Raw genomic sequence first — 20,917 nt, forward strand, 5'->3', positions numbered from 1 at the left:
CAACGCGGCTTTCGCTCACCGTTGCGAGGTGGCGTATATTACGCTTTCCTCTTTCAGAGTCAACCCGTTATTTCAGGATTTTTTCTCTTCAACCGACCCGATTGTTTGTGAAGTGATTCACATGTTCCGTGTCGATGGAGGCGCATTATAGGGAGTTCTCCGCAGGCCGCAACCGCTAAATGACAGAAAAATGACTGACTGCTGCATTACACAGCAAAACCCCGCCTTATACCTTTTTACACACAGACTTATCCACAATGATGCGAAAAAGTGAAAATGTGCGAGCGTTGCGCAAACGTTTTCGTTAGAATGCTCGCGCTTAACAAGGATGCCCCGTCAGGTGTGTTAGATGAGTTTTTCGCAGGAAAATTCATCTAACGCTCTCTGTAATCGTGAAATCCAGGGGATTTACCATGCAACAACGTCGTCCAGTCCGCCGCGCTCTGCTCAGTGTTTCTGATAAAGCCGGTATCGTCGAATTCGCTCAGGCACTTTCTGCACGTGGCGTAGAGCTGCTTTCTACAGGCGGTACCGCTCGCCTGTTAGCAGATAAAGGTCTGCCGGTAACCGAAGTGTCCGATTACACCGGTTTCCCGGAAATGATGGATGGACGCGTCAAAACCCTGCACCCGAAAGTGCACGGCGGCATTCTTGGTCGTCGCGGTCAGGATGACGATATTATGAAACAGCATGACATCGCGCCAATCGACATGGTGGTTGTTAACCTCTACCCGTTTGCCCAGACCGTTGCCCGCGAAGGCTGTTCTCTGGAAGATGCCGTAGAGAATATTGATATCGGCGGCCCAACCATGGTGCGCTCCGCGGCCAAGAACCATAAAGATGTGGCCATCGTCGTAAAGAGCAGCGATTACGAAACCATTATTAATGAGATGGATGCCAACGAAGGGTCACTGACGCTTGCAACGCGTTTCGACCTCGCCATCAAAGCCTTCGAACACACCGCCGCGTATGACAGCATGATCGCCAACTACTTCGGTAGCCTGGTACCGGCTTACCACGGTGAAAGCAAAGATCCTTCTGGCCGCTTCCCGCGCACCCTGAATCTGAACTTCATTAAGAAGCAGGATATGCGCTACGGCGAGAACAGCCACCAGCAGGCTGCCTTCTATATAGAAGAAGAGGTAAAAGAAGCCTCTGTTGCGACTGCCCACCAGGTTCAGGGCAAAGCGCTCTCCTATAACAACATTGCCGACACCGACGCCGCGCTGGAATGCGTGAAAGAGTTCAGCGAGCCAGCCTGCGTTATCGTTAAGCACGCCAACCCATGCGGCGTCGCGGTAAGCACCTCTATTCTGGATGCCTACGATCGCGCCTACAAAACCGACCCGACCTCCGCATTCGGCGGCATTATCGCCTTCAACCGCGAGCTGGATGCTGAAACCGCACAGGCCATCATCTCCCGTCAGTTCGTTGAAGTGATCATCGCGCCATCCGCATCCGAAGAAGCGCTGAAAATCACTGCGGCAAAACAGAACGTACGCGTACTGGTTTGCGGCCAGTGGGCAGAACGCGTGCCAGGCCTGGACTTCAAGCGCGTGAACGGCGGTCTGCTGGTTCAGGATCGCGATCTGGGTATGGTGACAGAAGCCGACCTGCGCGTGGTGACCAAACGTCAGCCGAGCGAACAGGAGCTGCGTGACGCGCTGTTCTGCTGGAAGGTCGCTAAGTTCGTCAAATCCAATGCCATCGTCTACGCGAAAGAGAACATGACCATTGGGATAGGTGCTGGCCAGATGAGCCGCGTCTACTCCGCGAAAATTGCGGGTATTAAAGCAGGCGACGAAGGACTGGAAGTAAAAGGCTCCGCCATGGCTTCTGACGCCTTCTTCCCGTTCCGCGACGGTATCGACGCGGCAGCCGCTGTAGGGATCACCTGCGTGATCCAGCCTGGCGGCTCAATCCGCGACGACGAAGTGATTGCCGCCGCCGACGAACACGGCATCGCGATGATCTTCACCGATATGCGCCACTTCCGTCATTAATTCCCGGAGCAGAAAATGAAAGTATTAGTCATTGGTAACGGCGGGCGCGAGCACGCTCTGGCGTGGAAAGCGGCGCAGCCTCCGCTCGTGAAAACGGTCTTCGTGGCGCCGGGCAACGCCGGTACCGCACTGGAACCCGCGCTGCAGAATGTGGCTATCGGCGTGACCGACATTCCGGCGCTGCTGAGCTTTGCCCAGAACGAGAAAATCGATCTGACGATTGTGGGCCCGGAAGCCCCTCTGGTGATTGGCGTCGTTGATGCGTTCCGCGCGGCAGGTCTGACAATCTTCGGCCCAACGGAAGGTGCTGCACAGCTGGAAGGCTCCAAAGCCTTCACCAAAGATTTCCTCGCACGTCACAATATCCCGACGGCGGAATACCAGAACTTCACAGAGGTGGAGCCCGCTCTGGCGTACCTGCGTGAGAAAGGCGCACCGATTGTCATTAAGGCCGACGGCCTGGCTGCCGGTAAAGGCGTGATCGTGGCGATGACCCTCGAAGAAGCAGAATCCGCGGTTCAGGATATGCTGGCAGGCAACGCTTTTGGCGATGCGGGCCACCGCATCGTGATCGAAGAGTTCCTCGACGGCGAAGAAGCGAGCTTTATCGTGATGGTCGACGGCGAGCACGTTATGCCGATGGCCACCAGCCAGGACCATAAGCGCGTGGGCACTGGTGATTCCGGCCCGAATACCGGCGGGATGGGTGCCTACTCCCCTGCTCCGGTAGTGACTGACGAAGTACATCAGCGCACCATGGATCGCGTCATCTGGCCTACCGTGAAAGGGATGGCGGCGGAAGGCAACACCTACACCGGTTTCCTTTACGCAGGTCTGATGATCGACAAGCAGGGCAACCCGAAGGTTATCGAATTTAACTGCCGCTTTGGCGATCCGGAAACGCAGCCCATCATGCTGCGCATGAAATCCGATCTGGTGGATCTGTGTCTGGCGGCCTGCGAAGGCAAGCTCGACGAGAAAACCTCAGAGTGGGACGAGCGCGCGTCCCTGGGTGTGGTGATTGCTGCGGGGGGTTACCCTAGCAACTACAACACCGGGGATGAGATCCACGGCTTACCGCTGGAAGAGATTGAAGGCGCGAAGGTATTCCACGCCGGAACGAAGCTGGCTGATGATGACCGCGTCCTCACCAACGGCGGACGCGTGCTGTGTGCGACCGCGCTGGGCCATACCGTTGCAGAAGCGCAGAAGCGTGCCTATACGCTGATGGCGGATATCCACTGGAACGGTAGCTTTAGCCGTCAGGATATCGGCTATCGCGCGATTGCGCGTGAGCAGGGCGAGTAATTTCACACCCTCACCCTAACCCTCTCCCTTTGGGAGAGGGGATTTACGTCAGAAACTCTTCTCTGTCGGCTGCCAGGTACAGAAGTCTTCGTTCGCCACCAGCAGCAGCTGAGAGCCTTCCGGCGCTTCCAGCCACGCCACACTCACTTCCATTGATGAATGACGCTGACGGCGTTGAATGTGCTCGGTTGCCCAGGATTCGAGCTCAGGCTTGACCGTCTGCCCTTCACAGGTTGTCACCGTCCCATCGGCATGCCAGCGCCCCTGGCGCAGCACAACGCGTCCCAGACGAAGCGCATCGCTGGTCTGGCGGATTTGTTCAGCGCGATAGCGGTAGAGGGCGATTTGATCGCTGGAAAGCTGCTGTTTTTGACCGCTGACTTCACGCTGCATAAAGCTCAGCTCGCCATGGTCGTCAAAACGTACTTTCACGTGTTCGGGGGTCTTGCTGTAGATATTCAGTTCAATCAGCGACAGGTCATCTCCCTGCCAGCGATATTCCGCCGTCGATGTATTGCCATTATGCCACGGGCTGAAGGCAGAAAGCAGATGCACTTCGCCGCCGGAATCTTTGCGCCAGATCCTGACCGCGCCCTGGTTGTCCGCGTAACCGCTGGCGGTAAACGGAGGGAGGGAGGAATCGTGGCTACAGGCTGACAGCAACAGCACGCCTGCCAGCGCGAGCGTTCCACGCCAGAATGACAAAAGGGGCGTTGCCGCCCCTTCGTTAAAACTGTTCACTGCCACGCGTCTTACTTAACTGCGTCTTTCAGTGCTTTACCAGAAACAAATGCCGGCACGTTAGCTGCGGCGATTTTGATTTCTTTACCGGTCTGCGGGTTGCGGCCAGTACGCTCAGCGCGGTGGTTCACTTTGAAGGTACCGAAACCAACCAGTTGTACAGCATCGCCTTCTTTCAGAGACTCAGTAATAGCAGCCAGGGTAGATTCCAGAGCAGCTTTAGCCTGCACTTTAGACAGATCAGCCTTGTCCGCAATTACATCAATCAGTTGAGTCTTGTTCATAAGTTATCCTTTCAATGTGTTTATCGCTTGCTAAGCATCGAGTGCGACGAAAATGCCAAAAAAGCACTCTCCTGCATACACGCACCGATAGCCACTTTTTTTCGCCCCCCAAATGTAGACCAGACGGGGGGCAGAAGGGAAGAGTCGAGGAGCGACAAAACAGGCGTTAAATCACGTTTTGTTGTCTCATTGGTTAAAAATTATACCAATATTGCTCTCACCGGCCTCACGTAAGTCCGCGCGCAGCCCTTTTATCAGCTCGATATCGCGTTCTTCGCACTCTGCCAGCAGGCGGAAAATTTCCCACTGGATGTCCCATTCCTGTTCAACCGCCGGGTTGGCACGCAGCTCTTCGTCGGTCATTTCGCGACCTTCCTGGGTCATTTCGAGCATCGCGACGGTCGTAATGGACGCTTTACTGACTTCGATGGCGTGCTCCAGCGCTTCACCACTCAGGCGGGAGTGGATCAGCTCACTTAACGCCACGCAGGCATCAATCGCCGGGTAGACACCGTACAGGTCAAAATCATCCGCAGCGGGGATCGCCTCTTCCAGCTTTTCCAGCTGGGAGTCAAAATTCACCTTCGCGTCTTTTACCGTCAGCGTTTCCCAGATTAAATCCAGGATACGACGATAAATCTGGCCTTCGCCAAACGCTGTCTGCTTGCAGAACGCGGCATAGTTGGGATACATGCGCTCGCACAGGCAAGCCATAAAGGTCACGTGCTGCCAGCTTTCCAGCTTCTCAAGGCGCAGATGAATCGGGTTTTGTAACATGATGATGTCTCGAATCGAAAATTAGCCGCAGTTTACCTGAATCACGGCTGAATTTCCTGCCAACGAATGAATGCCGGACGCGAGGAAGCGACAGCATCTGCCCAGCGCGTCGGCTCCGGTAAGCGGTAGCCCTTCATGCAGCGCTGTACCCACGCCAGGGCGCTGTCCATGCTCACCCGGTGACCGGTGGCGATAAAGAGCGGGTTACAGCGCGCCTTGCTGCGCCAGACCCACGCTAACTGCTCGCCTTTATGGATAAGCGGCGCCAGCGCGCCCGGCTCGGCGGAAAGAGGTTCAAACGCGCCGCACAGGCGTTTCTTGGCGACGCCGATGGTCGGCACATCCACCAGCAGCCCAAAGTGGCTGGCAACGCCTAAACGGCGCGGGTGTGAAATACCGTGTCCATCAACAAACAGCAGGTCAGGTTTTTGCGAGAGTTGCTCCCACGCTGCCAGCAGCGCGGGATATTCGCGAAAGGAGAGAAAGCCCGGAATGTACGGCATGGTGGTCGCGATACGCGCCACCTTGTACTCCACCAGCTCAAGCGAAGGGTATTTCAGCACCACCATCGCCGCTCGCGTCACTTCCCCACCCTGCTCGAATCCGACGTCCGCTCCGCCAATGTACTGCGGGGGATCCTTATCCAGACGATCCTCGCGGATCACCGATGAAGCCAGTTCGATTTGTTGAGCGCGTAGCGACGCGAGATCCATAACCACTCCTTACTTGTGATACTGGGCAGAAAGCCGATGCACCGCCTCCACAAATACGCCAGCGTGTTCTGGCGGCACATCCTGATGAATGCCGTGGCCGAGGTTAAAGACGTGGCCTTCACCCTGACCGAAACCAGACAGTATAGTCGACACTTCTTCTTCAATGCGGGCGGGCTGAGCATAGAGCATGGAGGGATCCATATTACCCTGCAGCGCTACTTTGTCGCCCACGCGACGGCGCGCATCGGCGATATCGGTGGTCCAGTCGAGGCCCAGCGCGTCACAGCCGGTCGCCGCCATCGCTTCCAGCCACTGACCGCCACCTTTGGTGAACAGCGTCACCGGCACGCGGCGGCCTTCATTTTCCCGCAGCAGGCCGTCGACGATTTTGTGCATGTAATACAGGGAGAACTGCTGATAATCGCGTCCGGTCAGCACGCCGCCCCAGGTATCGAAAATCATCACCGACTGCGCACCGGCTTTAATCTGCGCGTTCAGATAGAGCGTGACGCTCTTTGCCAGCTTGTCGAGCAGCGCATGCAGCGCCAGCGGCTCGGCGTACATCATCTTTTTAATCATGGTGAAGGCCTTGCTGCTGCCCCCTTCCACCATATAGGTCGCCAGCGTCCACGGGCTGCCGGAGAAGCCAATCAGCGGCACTTCACCTTTAAGCTCGCGGCGGATGGTGCGTACGGCGTTCATCACGTAGCCCAGCTCGCCTTCCGGATCGGGGATCGGCAGCTTATCAACGTCGGCTTTGCTTTTGATTGGGGAGGTGAAACGCGGACCTTCACCGGTTTCGAAGTACAGGCCAAGGCCCATCGCATCCGGAATGGTCAGAATATCCGAGAAGAGGATCGCTGCATCCAGCGGGAAGCGGCGCAGCGGCTGGAGCGTCACTTCACAGGCCAGCTCGGCGTTTTTGCACAGCGACATAAAATCGCCCGCCTGCGCGCGCGTGGCTTTGTACTCTGGCAGATAGCGTCCCGCCTGGCGCATCATCCACACTGGGGTGACATCAACGGGCTGGCGCAGCAGCGCACGCAGATAACGATCGTTCTTCAGTTCGGTCATTTTTGCAGTTCCTTAAGCGTCATGGCCTCAGTGTAACACTACTCATACTCGGCCCGACACATCGCCACGGTATCTTCTATCAGCCGACGCGCCACGGTGCCCGGCGGAGGCAACAGCGGTAAATCGTCATAGCGATACCAGTTCGCTTCCAGCAGCTCTTTCTGATCGATAACGATCTCGCCGCTATCGTATTCCGCCATAAACGCGGTCATCAGCGACATCGGGAACGGCCAGGGCTGGGAGGTGACGTAGCGCAGGTTCTTCACCTTAATACTGCTCTCTTCCATCACCTCGCGCGCCACCGCCTGCTCCAGCGTTTCGCCTACTTCGACGAACCCGGCCAGTACGGTGTGAATGCCGTTGCGATGACGAGTATGCTGCGCCAGCAGGATGGAATCCTCCCGACGGATAGCGACGATAATGCAGGGTGCAATCTGAGGATAGTAGCGCTCGCGGCAGTGGCTGCAGAGCATCGCCCACTCGGTTTTGCTCGGGTGCATGGTATGACCGCAGTAGCCGCAGTATTTATGCGAGCGGTAAAACTCCGCCAGCTGCACGCCGCGCCCCGCCAGCTGGAACAGCCCAACATCCTGATCCAGCACCTGCCGCACAGACCCCATATCCTGGCGACGCGCCTGTTGGATCAACCACACCGGCTCGCCCTGCCACTCGCCGATCCACAGCGCGGTTTGTCCGACAAGATCGAACGTTTCCGCCGTGCCATGTGGGATTTCCCCGGCGGGCAGCCCTCATTTTTGTTCGTGACTGACGATCCACCAACCCAGATCTGATTTTTCAATAATACGATCCATATCTATTGCACTACCTTCGCTTCACTGACATGTTGTTAGCATTGTGGTTACATTTTGGATAAGCAGATTCAATCCTAAACCTTGCGGAGTCGACCATGTTAAACCAGCTAGAAAGCCTGACTGAGCGCGTTAGAGGAAGTAACAAACTGGTGGATCGCTGGCTGCATGTGCGCAAGCATCTACTCGTGGCTTATTACAATCTGGTCGGTATTAAGCCTGGCAAAGAATCGTTTATGCGGCTGAATGAAAAAGCGCTGGATGATTTTTGCCAGAGCCTGGTCGACTACCTGTCCGACGGCCATTTCAATATTTATGAACGCATTATCCGCGAAATGGAAGGGACAACACCGTATTTAGCGGCCAGCAAACTCTATCCGCTGCTGGAAGCCAACACCCAGCAGATCATGGATTACTACGATTCCACGCTCGAGAACGCCATCGATCACGATAACTATCTTGAGTTTCAGCAGGCGCTGTCCGATCTCGGTGAAGCGCTGGAGGAGCGATTCACACTGGAAGATAAGCTGATCGCCCTCGTGCTGGACAATGACGTGAATACCAGCAATGAAGAGAACGTCGCGCGCCCTGCTTGAGTTATTAATCGTTAACGAGTAATTTACAACCATTCGCCCCTCTCACGAGGGGGATTTTTCTTGTCGGAGTGCCCAGTGTGAAAGCACGGGCTGAGACCGTTAATTCGGGATCCGCGGAACCTGATCAGGCTAATACCTGCGAAGGGAACAAGAGTCACACAGCTGTTGTATCGCCTGAGGGCGATCCTCTCTTGCTTCATCCGTCGTCTGACAAGCCATGTCCTTCACTTTGGAATGAGCTATGTCTACTGCAAAACTGACCCGCCGCGAACAGCGCGCACAGGCCCAACACTTCATCGACACCCTGGAAGGCACTGCTTTCCCGAACTCTAAACGAATCTACATTTCCGGCTCGCAGGCCGATATTCGCGTCCCGATGCGTGAGATCCAGCTCAGCCCGACGCTTATCGGCGGCAGCAAAGAGGATCCGCAGTTCGAAGACAACGAAGCCGTGCCGGTATACGACACCTCTGGTCCGTATGGCGATCCCGATGTGGCAATTAACGTCCAGCAGGGTCTGGCAAAGCTGCGCCAGCCGTGGATTGACGCGCGTAATGACAGCGAAGCGCTAAACGAGCAAAGCTCTGCTTACACCAAAGAACGCCTGGCCGACGACGGTTTGGACGAGCTGCGCTTTACCGGCCTGCTGACGCCAAAACGTGCTAAAGCGGGCAAATGCGTGACCCAGCTGCACTACGCGCGCCAGGGCATCGTCACGCCGGAGATGGAGTTCATCGCCATCCGTGAAAACATGGGTCGCGAGCGCATCCGCAGTGAAATACTGCGCTATCAGCATCCGGGCGAAGGCTTTGGCGCTCGCCTGCCGGAGAACATCACGCCGGAGTTTGTGCGTGACGAAGTGGCCGCCGGCCGCGCCATTATCCCCGCCAACATCAACCACCCGGAATCCGAGCCGATGATTATCGGCCGCAACTTCCTGGTGAAGGTCAACGCTAACATCGGCAACTCGGCCGTGACCTCCTCCATCGAAGAAGAGGTGGAAAAGCTGGTCTGGTCCACGCGCTGGGGTGCGGACACGGTAATGGACCTCTCCACCGGCCGCTATATTCACGAAACCCGCGAGTGGATCCTGCGTAACAGCCCGGTACCGATTGGCACCGTACCGATTTATCAGGCTCTGGAAAAGGTCAACGGCATTGCCGAAGACCTCACCTGGGAAGCCTTCCGCGACACGCTGCTGGAGCAGGCGGAACAGGGCGTGGACTACTTCACCATTCACGCGGGCGTGCTGCTGCGCTACGTGCCGATGACGGCGAAACGTCTGACCGGCATCGTCTCGCGCGGCGGTTCCATCATGGCGAAGTGGTGCCTGTCACATCATCAGGAAAACTTCCTCTACGAACACTTCCGCGAGATTTGCGAAATCTGCGCCGCGTATGATGTCTCTCTGTCGCTGGGCGACGGCCTGCGTCCTGGATCTATTCGCGACGCGAATGACGAAGCGCAGTTTGCCGAACTGCACACGCTGGGCGAGCTGACAAAAATCGCCTGGGAGTATGACGTGCAGGTGATGATTGAAGGCCCGGGCCACGTGCCGATGCAGATGATCCGCCGCAACATGACCGAAGAGCTGGAGCACTGCCACGAAGCGCCGTTCTACACGTTGGGGCCACTGACAACCGACATCGCGCCGGGCTATGACCACTTCACGTCAGGCATTGGGGCGGCGATGATCGGCTGGTTCGGCTGCGCCATGCTCTGCTACGTGACGCCGAAAGAGCACCTCGGCCTGCCTAACAAAGAGGACGTTAAGCAGGGGCTGATCACCTACAAAATTGCCGCCCACGCGGCGGATTTGGCGAAAGGCCACCCGGGCGCGCAAATCCGTGATAACGCCATGTCGAAGGCACGCTTTGAATTTCGCTGGGAAGACCAGTTCAACCTGGCGCTGGACCCGTTCACCGCGCGCGCCTATCACGACGAGACCCTGCCGCAGGAATCGGGCAAAGTCGCGCACTTCTGCTCTATGTGTGGGCCGAAGTTCTGCTCGATGAAAATCAGCCAGGAGGTGCGCGACTACGCCGCCGCGCAAACTATTGAAGTGGGTATGGCGGACATGTCAGAAACCTTCCGCGCCAAAGGCGGCGAAATCTACCTCAAAAAAGAGGAGGCGTAATGTACCAGCCCGATTTTCCCCCGGTGCCCTTCCGCTTAGGGCTTTATCCGGTGGTGGACAGCGTGGAGTGGATAGAGCGCCTGCTGAAGGCTGGCGTTCGCACCCTCCAGCTGCGCATCAAAGATAAACGCGATGACGAGGTGGAAGCCGATGTGGTTGCCGCCGTCGCGCTTGGGCGTCGACATAACGCCCGCCTGTTTATCAACGACTACTGGCGGCTGGCCGTTAAGCACCAGGCGTATGGCGTGCATCTGGGCCAGGAGGACCTGGAAACAACGGATCTGAGCGCTATCCGTGTAGCCGGGTTACGCCTTGGCGTTTCAACGCATGATGACATGGAGATCGACGTGGCGCTGGCGGCCCGTCCCTCTTACATCGCGCTGGGTCACGTCTTCCCGACGCAAACCAAGCAGATGCCCTCCGCACCGCAGGGGCTGACGCAGCTGGCGAGTCATGTTAAACGTCTGGCGGATTACCCCACCGTCGCCATCGGCGGGATCAGCCTTGAACGTGCCCCGTCGGTGCTGGATACCGGCGTCGGCAGTATCGCCGTCGTCAGCGCCATCACCCAGGCCGCTGACTGGCAGGCCGCGACCGCACAGCTGTTACAGCTGGCAGGAGCAGGCGATGAATGATCGTGATTTTATGCGCTACAGCCGTCAGATCCTGCTGGAGGATATCGCCATCGACGGGCAGCAAAAACTGCTCGCCAGCCGGGTACTGATTGTCGGTCTGGGCGGCTTAGGCGCGCCCGCCGCGCTTTATCTGGCGGGTGCGGGCGTCGGCACGCTGGTGCTTGCCGACGACGACGAGGTACATCTCAGCAATCTGCAGCGGCAAATTCTTTTCACCATGGAAGATATCGACCAGCCTAAAGCGCAGATCACCCGGCAGCGGCTGAACCAGCTTAACCCGGACATCGAGCTGATTGCCCTGCAGGAGCGGCTCGGTGGTGAACGCCTGCAGCGTGAAGTTGCCCTTGCCGACGTGGTGCTGGACTGCACGGACAATATGGCGACGCGTCAGGCGATTAACGCCGTCTGTGTGGCACATAACACGCCGCTGATCACCGCCAGCGCGGTCGGTTTCGGGGGACAGATGATGGTCCTGACGCCTCCGTGGGCGCAGGGCTGCTATCGCTGCCTGTGGCCGGACGATGCCGAGCCAGAGCGTAACTGCCGCACCGCAGGCATTCTCGGTCCAGTCGTTGGTGTGATGGGCACGCTGCAGGCACTGGAGGCCATCAAGCTGCTCAGCGGCATGGAGATGGAACGTAATACGCTGCGGCTGTTTGATGCGCGCTCAAGCGGCTGGCGTCACCTGGCCTTGCACCGCGCCAGCGGCTGCCCGGTATGCGGAGGCCGCGATGCGCATTCTGTTTAACGATGAGCCAATGAAGTGCGATGACGGACTTACCGTTGCCGTGCTGCTCGAAAGGCTACGCCAGCTCAAGCCGGGAACGGCGCTGGCGCTCAATCAACAGATCCTGCCGCGCGAGCAGTGGGAACATCAGCAGGTCAATGAAGGCGACCAGATCCTGCTGTTTCAGGTCATCGCAGGGGGCTGAAATGTTACGTATTGCCGATAAATTTTTTGATTCGCATCTGTTTACAGGAACCGGAAAATTCGCCTCGCCGCAGCTGATGGTGGATGCCATCCGTGAAAGCGGCAGCCAGCTGGTGACACTGGCGATGAAGCGCGTGGACCTTCGCCAGCATAACGATGCCATTCTTGCGCCTTTACTGGAGGCAGACGTTACGCTTTTACCGAATACCTCCGGTGCGAAAACAGCCGAAGAGGCGATTTTCGCCGCACAGCTGGCGCGTGAAGCGCTCGGCACCCGCTGGCTGAAGCTGGAAATTCACCCGGATGCGCGCTGGCTACTGCCCGACCCCATCGAAACGCTGAAAGCAGCAGAAAAGCTGGTGCAACAGGGATTTATCGTCCTGCCTTACTGCGGCGCCGATCCTGTCCTGTGTAAACGGCTGGAAGAGGTCGGCTGCGCCGCCGTCATGCCGCTGGGAGCCCCCATCGGCTCAAACCAGGGGCTGGAAACCCGGGCGATGCTGGAGATCATCATCGAACAGGCCACCGTGCCCGTGGTCGTGGATGCGGGCATTGGCGTACCAAGCCATGCCGCGCAGGCGCTGGAGATGGGTGCCGACGCGGTGCTGGTGAACACGGCAATTGCGGTGGCTGACGATCCGGTCACGATGGCGCGCGCGTTTCGCCTGGCGGTGGAGTCAGGTTTGCTGGCACGGCAGTCTGGCCCCGGCTCCCGCAGTGTTCAGGCGCAGGCCACCAGCCCGCTGACCGGTTTCCTGGAGGCACTCTGATGACCACGTTTACCGATCGCTGGCGGCAGATCCACTGGGACGATATTGCCCTGCGCATCAACAGCAAAACGGCTGCGGATGTCGAGCGTGCGTTAAACGCGCGTCATCCGACCCGCGAAGACATGATGGCCCTGCTTTCACCGGCGGCCAGCGCCTACCTTGAGCCGATGGCGCAGCGCGCGCAGCGGCTCACCCGCCAGCGCTTTGGCAACACGGTGAGCTTCTACGTACCGCTCTACCTCTCAAACCTGTGCGCCAATGATTGCACCTACTGCGGCTTCTCCATGAGCAACCGCATTAAGCGTAAAACGCTCGATGAAGGTGAGATTGCGCGCGAGTGTGCAGCCATTCGTGAAATGGGCTTCGAGCATCTTCTGCTGGTCACGGGCGAACATCAGGGGAAGGTGGGAATGGACTATTTCCGTCAGCATCTTCCGGCTATTCGCCGTGAGTTTGCATCGTTGCAGATGGAAGTGCAGCCCCTGTCGCAGGACGAATACGCAGAACTGAAAACGCTTGGGCTGGACGGGGTCATGGTCTACCAGGAAACCTACCACGAGGCGACGTACGCCCGGCATCACCTGAAGGGGAAAAAGCAGGACTTTTTCTTCCGGCTGGAAACGCCGGACAGGCTGGGACGCGCCGGGATCGACAAAATCGGCCTCGGCGCACTGACGGGGCTTTCAGACAACTGGCGAGTGGATAACTATCTGGTGGCGGAACATCTGCTGTGGCTCCAGCAGCATTACTGGCAGAGTCGCTACTCCATCTCTTTCCCCAGATTGCGTCCGTGTACAGGCGGCGTCGAACCGGCCTCGGTGATGGATGAGCGCCAGCTGGTACAAACTATCTGCGCGTTTCGCCTGCTCGCCCCGGACGTTGAATTATCGCTCTCAACGCGTGAGTCCCCGGCGTTTCGCGATCGCGTCATCCCGCTTGCGATTAACAACGTCAGCGCGTTTTCCAAAACGCAGCCGGGCGGTTACGCCGACGATCGTTCGGAGCTGGAGCAGTTTGCGCCACACGATGCTCGACGTCCGGAAGCCGTCGCTGAAGCACTGATCGCCCAGGGGCTTCAGCCTGTCTGGAAAGACTGGGACAGCTGGCTGGGACGCGCCTCGCAATTACGTTGAAATGTGCTGCAACTACGTAAAAAAATGACGAGGCGTCTTCTGAGATAAACACCGGGCAGTTGTGAACAGGTGCCCGGTTTTTCTATTCTGCTTTCGTCAGCAACGGATGCTGTCCAGGGCGAAAAGCTTCTTCCTCGTTTCGCCCTGCCTCCGCCCAAACATAACAAAAGTTGAGAAAATAAAAATAATGAGTAATTTCTTAATGATTCTTAAGATAAATCATCTCGCCAGAAATCCTGTTCCGTATAATTCGCTACCAACCTCAGTACAGCGACTAAGCTGAGAGAATATCAGCAGGCGTAACGTATTCATCATCTGGATTAATCTACAGCTCATGGCACTTCACAGTAAAAAGCTCTCTTTCACCCGGCCGATTATGGTCAGCTTTGCGGGGATCCTCTGCAGCTTCGCGCTGATCGCCGTGTTGATTACGCTTTCTCAGAGAAAGGATTTTCTGGAGGATTATCATAAGATTAATGGTAATTTCACCCATAACCTGGCGGTGAACTATACCGAATCCATCCTGCGTGAAAACGACTATATTCTGGGGCGTGCAGCGATGTATTTTGCGCGCAATGACCGGCTGAATCAGACAATCAACGTCGATCCGGCACAAGGGCTGCAGATGTTAATGCATTTGCAAAACCTGATGCCGACCGTGTCGTCCATCTCTTTGACAGACACGCAGGGGCATTATCTGCGCGCACCGGAAGTGCTTCCAACGGAAAAGAGCAAGACATTCGACGCGCGAACCCGCCCGTGGTTTATAGGCCAGGCAGAGGCCAGTATCTTTAGCCACTATACCAGCCCCTATATGGACTACTTCACCGACCACCCAACCGTCACCCTCTACAAACCGGTGATTTCACCCGAAGGCAGGCTGAAGGGAACGCTCGCTTTTCATCTCGATTTGACCTCTATGGGATACACCCTCCGTCAAATGGTGGCTCCCGTACAGGGTGAATTTTTCGTCGTCGAACGCGATGGTGCCGTGGTACTTCACCCGGACACGGGCGCGCTCTTTAAACCATACGTCAGCGAAGCGCTGATGGACAAAATGACCAGCGGCGAAGGCCATTTATTCGATCCAAAAAGCAAATCCTGGTACTACTACTACTCCTTCACCAACCCGGACTGGTTTGTTATTTATCGGGTATCCGACGCCACGCTTACCGCCATTACCCGCCACGAAACCGTTGTTGTCAGTTGGGGATTTGCACTCGCAGCCATTATCATCATTCTGTTTGGTTTGTACCTGCGCCATGCTTCCCGTACTGTGCTGATGAATATTATCAACGCCATCAAAACCGGGGATGTCAGCCAGGCCCCGCGCCTTGAGGCAATGCTCAGCCATACCATTCAGTCAAACAAAGAGCGTGAACAGGCCTATGTGCGTCAGGCAACCCATGATGCATTAACGGGCTGTAAAAACCGCCGCGCTTTCGACAAGGATGTGGATGAACTGCTGAACGCCCATCAACCTTTCGCGCTGGGCCTGATCGATATCGATAACTTCAAATCCATTAATGACACCTGGGGACACCTGAGCGGCGATATCGTTTTGCGTAACGTTGCCCGCGAGGGGATCCAGATCATGCAGCCCCATCACATCTCTGTTTACCGCTACGGCGGCGAAGAGTTCGCGGTGATCTTCCCTACGGAGCCGATCGCTACCGCTCACGCGCTGCTGGAAGCGTGGCGTACCGCCGTGGAACGGCGCGCCTGGCGTGAGGAAAACCTGCACGTGACGTTCAGTGCGGGTCTGGGGGAATGGCACTTCGAGCCGCTGGAACACTTTGTAGGTAGCGTCGATGGCGCGCTTTACACGGCAAAACAGCAGGGAAAAAATCGTATCGTTCGTACATCTGACAGCGAGTGACCACAAAATTGTAACCGGTTTCAGAAAAATCCCGATTTCTTTGTGATGCCTGACACACAATCACGGTAAAGCGGTTGTTGAAGCGGTCTGCACGGGATAATTATCAATAAACACATGTAGATCGAGGCTGATTATGAAGAACATCGTTTTATGCTGTGCAGCGGGAATGTCAACCAGCATGCTGGTTCAACGTATGAAAGATGCCGCGCAGAAAAAAGGGGTTGAAGTCACCATTAAAGCCGTTCCGGTCGCGGAGTTTAAAGACAATATCGCGACGGCCGACATCGTATTACTGGGGCCACAGGTAAAATACGAGCAGGCGAAACTTCAGGCGCAGGCCGACCCGCTGGGCAAAAAAGTCGCGGTGATCGACATGATGGATTACGGCATGATGAAAGGTGATGCCGTACTGGAAAAAGCGCTCAAGCTGCTGGAGTCATAATGGAAGACTTAGAAACCACAATCATGGAACTGCTGGTGAACGCGGGCGCGGCGCGAAGTGCTGCTCTGACCGCACTGCAGATGGCACGTAAAGGCGACTTTAACGAAGCCGAGAAGGCGATGGAAGAGTCGCGCGAATATGTGAAGCATGCGCACACGATCCAGACGCAGCTTATCGGTCTTGACGAAGGGACCGGGAAGCTTCCGGTTAACCTGATCACCGTTCACTCCCAGGATCACCTGATGAACGCGATGGTCATTCAGGATCTGGCGGGCGATATGATTGAACTTTATCGACGGATCCCGTTGGTAAACTAATAACATACAGATGTAAAAAAACCCGCCGAGGCGGGTTTTTTATTGTCGGGTGGCGCTACGCTTACCCGACCTACGAGGCATATGCCCGGTAATGTTTGTTACCGGGCATCAACGATTACTCGTTGTCGGAACCGCCCAGACCTGCGTTCAGCAGTTCTGCCAGGCTCGCGGATGCATCTTCTGCAGTGACCTGCGGTGCAGCTGGCAGTTCGCCCGCAGCACGACGACGCATACGATCCTGGTGGTACGCATAACCGGTACCTGCCGGGATCAGACGACCCACGATAACGTTCTCTTTCAGACCGCGCAATTCATCACGCTTACCAGCAACAGCCGCTTCGGTCAGAACACGCGTGGTCTCCTGGAACGATGCTGCAGAGATGAAGGACTCGGTTGCCAGAGACGCTTTGGTGATACCCAGCAGATCGCGTGCGAAGGTCGCACCGATTTTGCCGTTCGCTTCCAGATCGCGGTTAGCAATCTTAACGCGAGAGTATTCAACCTGTTCGCCTTCCAGGAACTCGGAGCTGCCTGCGTTTTCGATGGTTGCTTTACGCAGCATCTGACGAACGATAACTTCGATGTGCTTATCGTTAATCTTAACGCCCTGCAGACGGTAAACGTCCTGTACTTCGTTGGTGATGTAACGCGTTACCGCGTGTACGCCACGAAGACGCAGAATGTCGTGCGGAGCTTCTGGACCATCGGAAACCACGTCACCACGTTCTACACGTTCACCTTCGAACACGTTGAGCTGACGCCACTTAGGAATCATCTCTTCGTACGGCTCGCTGCCATCTACTGGGGTGATAACCAGACGGCGTTTACCTTTGGTCTCTTTACCGAAGGAAATGATACCGCTGATTTCAGCCAGGATTGCAGGCTCTTTCGGACGACGTGCTTCAAACAGGTCCGCAACGCGTGGCAGACCACCGGTGATGTCCTTGGTACCGCTGGATTCCTGAGGAATACGCGCCAAAGCATCACCCGCACCGATCTGAATGCCATCTTCCAGCTGTACGATCGCTTTACCCGGCAGGAAGTACTGCGCAGGCATGTCGGTACCAGGGATCAGAACGTCGTTACCCTGACCATCAACGATTTTCAGTGCAGGACGCAGATCTTTACCACCGGCAGTACGTTCAGCAGAATCCAGAACCACCAGAGAAGACAGACCGGTCAGCTCATCGGTCTGACGAGTAATGGTCTGGCCGTCGATCATGTCAGTGAAGCGGATGAAACCACTTACTTCGGTGATAACCGGCATGGTGTGTGGATCCCAGTTTGCAACGGTTTCACCGCCGGCAACCTGCTCGCCATCACCTTTCGCCATAACCGCACCGTAAGGCACTTTATAGCTCTCTTTGGTACGACCGAATTCGTCGATCAGCTTCAGCTCGGTGTTACGAGAGGTCACAACCAGCTTGCCTGCGGAGTTAACAACAGACTTCGCGTTGCTGAGCTTGATGCTACCTTTGTTTTTCACCTGGATGCTGGATTCAGCAGCCGCACGAGATGCCGCACCACCGATGTGGAACGTACGCATCGTCAGCTGTGTACCCGGCTCACCGATGGACTGTGCCGCGATAACGCCGATTGCTTCACCTTTGTTGATGATGTGGCCACGCGCCAGGTCACGACCGTAGCAGTGCGCACATACACCAAAGTCGGTGTCACAAGATACAACGGAACGCACTTTCACTGAGTCAACAGAGTTCGCTTCCAGCAGGTCACACCAGTGCTCGTGCAGCAGCGTGTTGCGTGGAACCAGAATGTCTGCAGTGCCCGGCTTCAGAATGTCTTCCGCGGTCACACGACCCAGAACGCGATCGCGCAGTGGCTCTTTAACATCACCACCCTCGATAACCGGGGTCATGGTGATACCTTCGAGGGTGCCACAATCGTCTTCGGTCACAACCAGATCCTGCGCAACGTCAACCAGACGACGCGTCAGATAACCGGAGTTCGCTGTTTTCAGTGCGGTATCCGCCAGACCTTTACGAGCACCGTGCGTGGAGATGAAGTACTGGAGTACGTTCAGACCTTCACGGAAGTTCGCGGTGATTGGCGTTTCGATGATGGAGCCATCTGGCTTCGCCATCAGACCACGCATACCTGCCAGCTGACGAATCTGTGCTGCGGAACCACGCGCACCGGAGTCGGCCATCATGTAGATGCTGTTGAAGGAAACCTGCTGTTCTTCTACGCCGTCACGGTTAATCACGGTTTCGGTCTGCAGGTTATCCATCATCGCTTTGGATACACGATCGTTCGCCGCTGCCCAGATATCGATAACTTTGTTATAGCGTTCGCCTGCGGTTACCAGACCAGACTGGAACTGCTCCTGGATCTCAGCAACTTCGGCTTCCGCTTCAGAGATGATCTCGTGTTTCTTCTCTGGGATGACCATGTCATCGATACCAACAGATGCACCTGAACGCGCTGCATAAGCAAAGCCGGTGTACATTGTCTGGTCAGCGAAGATTACGGTCGGCTTCAGACCCAGAATGCGGTAACAGGTGTTCAGCATTTTGGAGATTGCTTTCTTGCCCAGCGCCTGGTTGACGATGGAGAAAGGCAGACCTTTCGGTACGATCATCCACAGAATGGCACGGCCAACGGTCGTGTCTTTCAGGCTGGTTTTCGCAACGAATTCGCCGTTTTCATCTTTTTCGTATTCGGTGATACGCACTTTAACGCGCGCATGCAGAGAGGCCAGGCCAGCGCCATAAATACGCTCAGCTTCTTTCGGGCCAGTCAGCACCATGCCTTCGCCTTTGGCGTTAACACAGTCACGGGTCATGTAGTACAGACCCAATACAACGTCCTGAGAAGGAACGATAATTGGTTCGCCGTTCGCTGGAGACAGGATGTTGTTGGTAGACATCATCAGCGCACGCGCTTCGAGCTGGGCTTCCAGCGTCAGCGGTACGTGAACAGCCATCTGGTCACCATCGAAGTCGGCGTTATAAGCCGCACAAACCAGCGGGTGCAGCTGGATAGCTTTACCTTCGATCAGGACTGGCTCAAATGCCTGGATACCCAGACGGTGCAGTGTTGGTGCACGGTTCAGCAGTACCGGGTGTTCGCGGATCACTTCGTCCAGGATATCCCAAACGACAGCTTCTTCACGCTCAACCATTTTCTTAGCGGCTTTGATGGTGGTGGCGAGGCCACGCAGTTCCAGCTTGCCGTAGATGAACGGTTTGAACAGCTCCAGTGCCATTTTCTTCGGCAGACCGCACTGATGCAGACGCAGGTATGGACCTACGGTGATAACAGAACGACCGGAGTAGTCAACACGCTTACCGAGCAGGTTCTGACGGAAACGACCCTGTTTACCTTTGATCATGTCGGCCAAAGATTTCAGAGGACGTTTGTTAGAACCGGTGATCGCACGACCGCGACGACCGTTATCCAGCAGGGCATCTACCGCTTCCTGCAGCATACGTTTTTCGTTGCGTACGATGATGTCCGGCGCAGCCAGATCCAGCAGACGCTTCAGACGGTTGTTACGGTTGATAACGCGACGATACAGATCGTTCAGATCGGACGTTGCGAAACGACCACCATCCAGCGGTACCAGTGGACGCAGATCTGGCGGCAGAACCGGCAGAACGGTCAGGATCATCCACTCTGGCTTGTTGCCAGACTGAACGAACGCTTCCAGCAGTTTGATACGCTTGGTCAGCTTTTTACGCTTGGTTTCGGAGTTAGTTTCGTTCAGCTCTTCACGCAGCTGCTCGCACTCTTGCTCCAGATCCATGCTCTTCAGCAGGGCCTGGATAGCTTCCGCACCCATCTTCGCGTCGAATTCGTCACCGAACTCTTCCAGCGCGTCCAGATACTGTTCTTCGGTCAGAATCTGGTTACGTTCCAGGTTCGTCATACCGCCTTCGATCACAACATAAGATTCGAAGTACAGAACACGTTCGATATCGCGCAGCGGCATATCCAGCAGCAGGCCGATACGAGACGGCAGAGATTTCAGGAACCAGATGTGAGCAGTCGGAGACGCCAGCTCGATGTGGCCCATACGCTCACGGCGTACTTTGGTCTGGGTCACTTCAACGCCGCACTTCTCACAGATCACACCACGGTGTTTCAGGCGCTTGTACTTACCGCACAGGCACTCATAGTCTTTTACTGGCCCGAAAATACGCGCACAGAAAAGGCCGTCACGCTCAGGTTTGAACGTACGGTAGTTGATGGTTTCCGGCTTTTTAACTTCACCAAAAGACCATGAACGGATCATGTCTGGCGAAGCCAGAGCAATTTTGATCGCATCAAACTCTTCGGTTTTAGTCTGCGCTTTCAGAAACTTTAATAAATCTTTCACGGATTTGCTCCCGTCGGAGTTAGCACAAT

General features: G+C 56.2%; 18 protein-coding genes, 1 pseudogene and 1 riboswitch. Of the genes and pseudogenes, 12 read left to right on the forward strand and 7 right to left on the reverse strand.

Going from position 1 to position 20,917, the window contains the following annotated elements; translation table 11 throughout:
- Positions 1 to 413 precede the first annotated feature (413 nt).
- Positions 414 to 2,003, forward strand: a complete 1,590-nt coding sequence (purH, locus tag ENTMO_RS0100005; RefSeq protein ID WP_010425910.1) for a bifunctional phosphoribosylaminoimidazolecarboxamide formyltransferase/IMP cyclohydrolase — start codon at positions 414 to 416, stop codon at positions 2,001 to 2,003.
- A 15-nt stretch (positions 2,004 to 2,018) separates the two neighbouring features.
- Positions 2,019 to 3,311, forward strand: a complete 1,293-nt coding sequence (gene purD / locus ENTMO_RS0100010) for a phosphoribosylamine--glycine ligase (RefSeq protein ID WP_010425912.1) — start codon at positions 2,019 to 2,021, stop codon at positions 3,309 to 3,311.
- A 48-nt stretch (positions 3,312 to 3,359) separates the two neighbouring features.
- Here purD and ENTMO_RS0100015 read toward each other — a convergent pair whose 3' ends face one another.
- The 6 genes and pseudogenes from ENTMO_RS0100015 to nudC form a co-directional block, all read right to left on the reverse strand.
- Positions 3,360 to 4,052, reverse strand: a complete 693-nt coding sequence (locus tag ENTMO_RS0100015) for a DUF1481 domain-containing protein (protein WP_010425913.1) — start codon at positions 4,050 to 4,052, stop codon at positions 3,360 to 3,362.
- Positions 4,053 to 4,063: 11 nt separating this feature from the next.
- Positions 4,064 to 4,336 (reverse strand): nucleoid-associated protein HU-alpha, encoded by a 273-nt coding sequence (hupA, locus tag ENTMO_RS0100020; protein ID WP_002445246.1) that lies wholly within the window; start codon positions 4,334 to 4,336, stop codon positions 4,064 to 4,066.
- Positions 4,337 to 4,522: 186 nt separating this feature from the next.
- A complete protein-coding gene (locus ENTMO_RS0100025; protein WP_010425927.1) occupies positions 4,523 to 5,113 on the reverse strand; it encodes a YjaG family protein in 591 nt (196 codons plus the stop codon).
- Positions 5,114 to 5,154: 41 nt separating this feature from the next.
- Positions 5,155 to 5,826 (reverse strand): deoxyribonuclease V, encoded by a 672-nt coding sequence (gene nfi, locus ENTMO_RS0100030; protein WP_010425928.1) that lies wholly within the window; start codon positions 5,824 to 5,826, stop codon positions 5,155 to 5,157.
- 9 nt (positions 5,827 to 5,835) lie between these two features.
- Complete coding sequence (hemE, locus tag ENTMO_RS0100035) at positions 5,836 to 6,900, reverse strand: uroporphyrinogen decarboxylase (RefSeq protein WP_010425930.1); 1,065 nt, start codon at positions 6,898 to 6,900, stop codon at positions 5,836 to 5,838.
- 38 nt (positions 6,901 to 6,938) lie between these two features.
- Positions 6,939 to 7,712, reverse strand: a pseudogene (gene nudC / locus ENTMO_RS23565) (NAD(+) diphosphatase).
- Between the two features lie 95 nt (positions 7,713 to 7,807).
- Here nudC and ENTMO_RS0100045 point away from each other — a divergent pair.
- From ENTMO_RS0100045 to ENTMO_RS0100090, 10 genes are all read left to right on the forward strand, one after another.
- Positions 7,808 to 8,305 (forward strand): Rsd/AlgQ family anti-sigma factor, encoded by a 498-nt coding sequence (locus ENTMO_RS0100045; RefSeq protein WP_010425933.1) that lies wholly within the window; start codon positions 7,808 to 7,810, stop codon positions 8,303 to 8,305.
- A gap of 54 nt (positions 8,306 to 8,359) precedes the next feature.
- Positions 8,360 to 8,469: riboswitch (TPP riboswitch) on the forward strand.
- A 77-nt stretch (positions 8,470 to 8,546) separates the two neighbouring features.
- A complete protein-coding gene (thiC, locus tag ENTMO_RS0100050) occupies positions 8,547 to 10,442 on the forward strand; it encodes a phosphomethylpyrimidine synthase ThiC (protein WP_010425935.1) in 1,896 nt (631 codons plus the stop codon).
- A complete protein-coding gene (gene thiE, locus ENTMO_RS0100055) occupies positions 10,442 to 11,077 on the forward strand; it encodes a thiamine phosphate synthase (RefSeq protein ID WP_010425936.1) in 636 nt (211 codons plus the stop codon). The genes thiC and thiE overlap by 1 nt, the downstream gene beginning before the upstream one ends.
- Entirely contained in the window at positions 11,070 to 11,825 is a 756-nt protein-coding gene (gene thiF, locus ENTMO_RS0100060) for a thiazole biosynthesis adenylyltransferase ThiF (RefSeq protein WP_010425938.1), read from the forward strand. Before thiE ends, thiF begins: the two co-directional genes overlap by 8 nt.
- Positions 11,809 to 12,009, forward strand: coding sequence for a sulfur carrier protein ThiS (gene thiS / locus ENTMO_RS0100065; protein ID WP_010425940.1), 201 nt, complete (start codon positions 11,809 to 11,811; stop codon positions 12,007 to 12,009). The genes thiF and thiS overlap by 17 nt, the downstream gene beginning before the upstream one ends.
- Before the next feature lies 1 nt (position 12,010).
- Entirely contained in the window at positions 12,011 to 12,778 is a 768-nt protein-coding gene (gene thiG, locus ENTMO_RS0100070) for a thiazole synthase (RefSeq protein ID WP_010425941.1), read from the forward strand.
- Positions 12,778 to 13,911, forward strand: a complete 1,134-nt coding sequence (gene thiH, locus ENTMO_RS0100075) for a 2-iminoacetate synthase ThiH (RefSeq protein ID WP_010425943.1) — start codon at positions 12,778 to 12,780, stop codon at positions 13,909 to 13,911. The genes thiG and thiH overlap by 1 nt, the downstream gene beginning before the upstream one ends.
- 334 nt (positions 13,912 to 14,245) lie before the next feature.
- A complete protein-coding gene (locus ENTMO_RS0100080; RefSeq protein ID WP_010425945.1) occupies positions 14,246 to 15,790 on the forward strand; it encodes a sensor domain-containing diguanylate cyclase in 1,545 nt (514 codons plus the stop codon).
- A 133-nt stretch (positions 15,791 to 15,923) separates the two neighbouring features.
- Positions 15,924 to 16,232, forward strand: coding sequence for a PTS sugar transporter subunit IIB (locus tag ENTMO_RS0100085; RefSeq protein WP_010425948.1), 309 nt, complete (start codon positions 15,924 to 15,926; stop codon positions 16,230 to 16,232).
- Entirely contained in the window at positions 16,232 to 16,549 is a 318-nt protein-coding gene (locus ENTMO_RS0100090; protein WP_010425950.1) for a PTS lactose/cellobiose transporter subunit IIA, read from the forward strand. The genes ENTMO_RS0100085 and ENTMO_RS0100090 overlap by 1 nt, the downstream gene beginning before the upstream one ends.
- Positions 16,550 to 16,664: 115 nt before the next feature.
- Here ENTMO_RS0100090 and rpoC read toward each other — a convergent pair whose 3' ends face one another.
- Positions 16,665 to 20,888, reverse strand: coding sequence for a DNA-directed RNA polymerase subunit beta' (gene rpoC, locus ENTMO_RS0100095; protein ID WP_010425952.1), 4,224 nt, complete (start codon positions 20,886 to 20,888; stop codon positions 16,665 to 16,667).
- Positions 20,889 to 20,917 lie beyond the last annotated feature (29 nt).

Source organism: Enterobacter mori LMG 25706, from assembly GCF_000211415.1.
GTDB classification, from domain to species: Bacteria; Pseudomonadota; Gammaproteobacteria; order Enterobacterales; family Enterobacteriaceae; genus Enterobacter; species Enterobacter mori.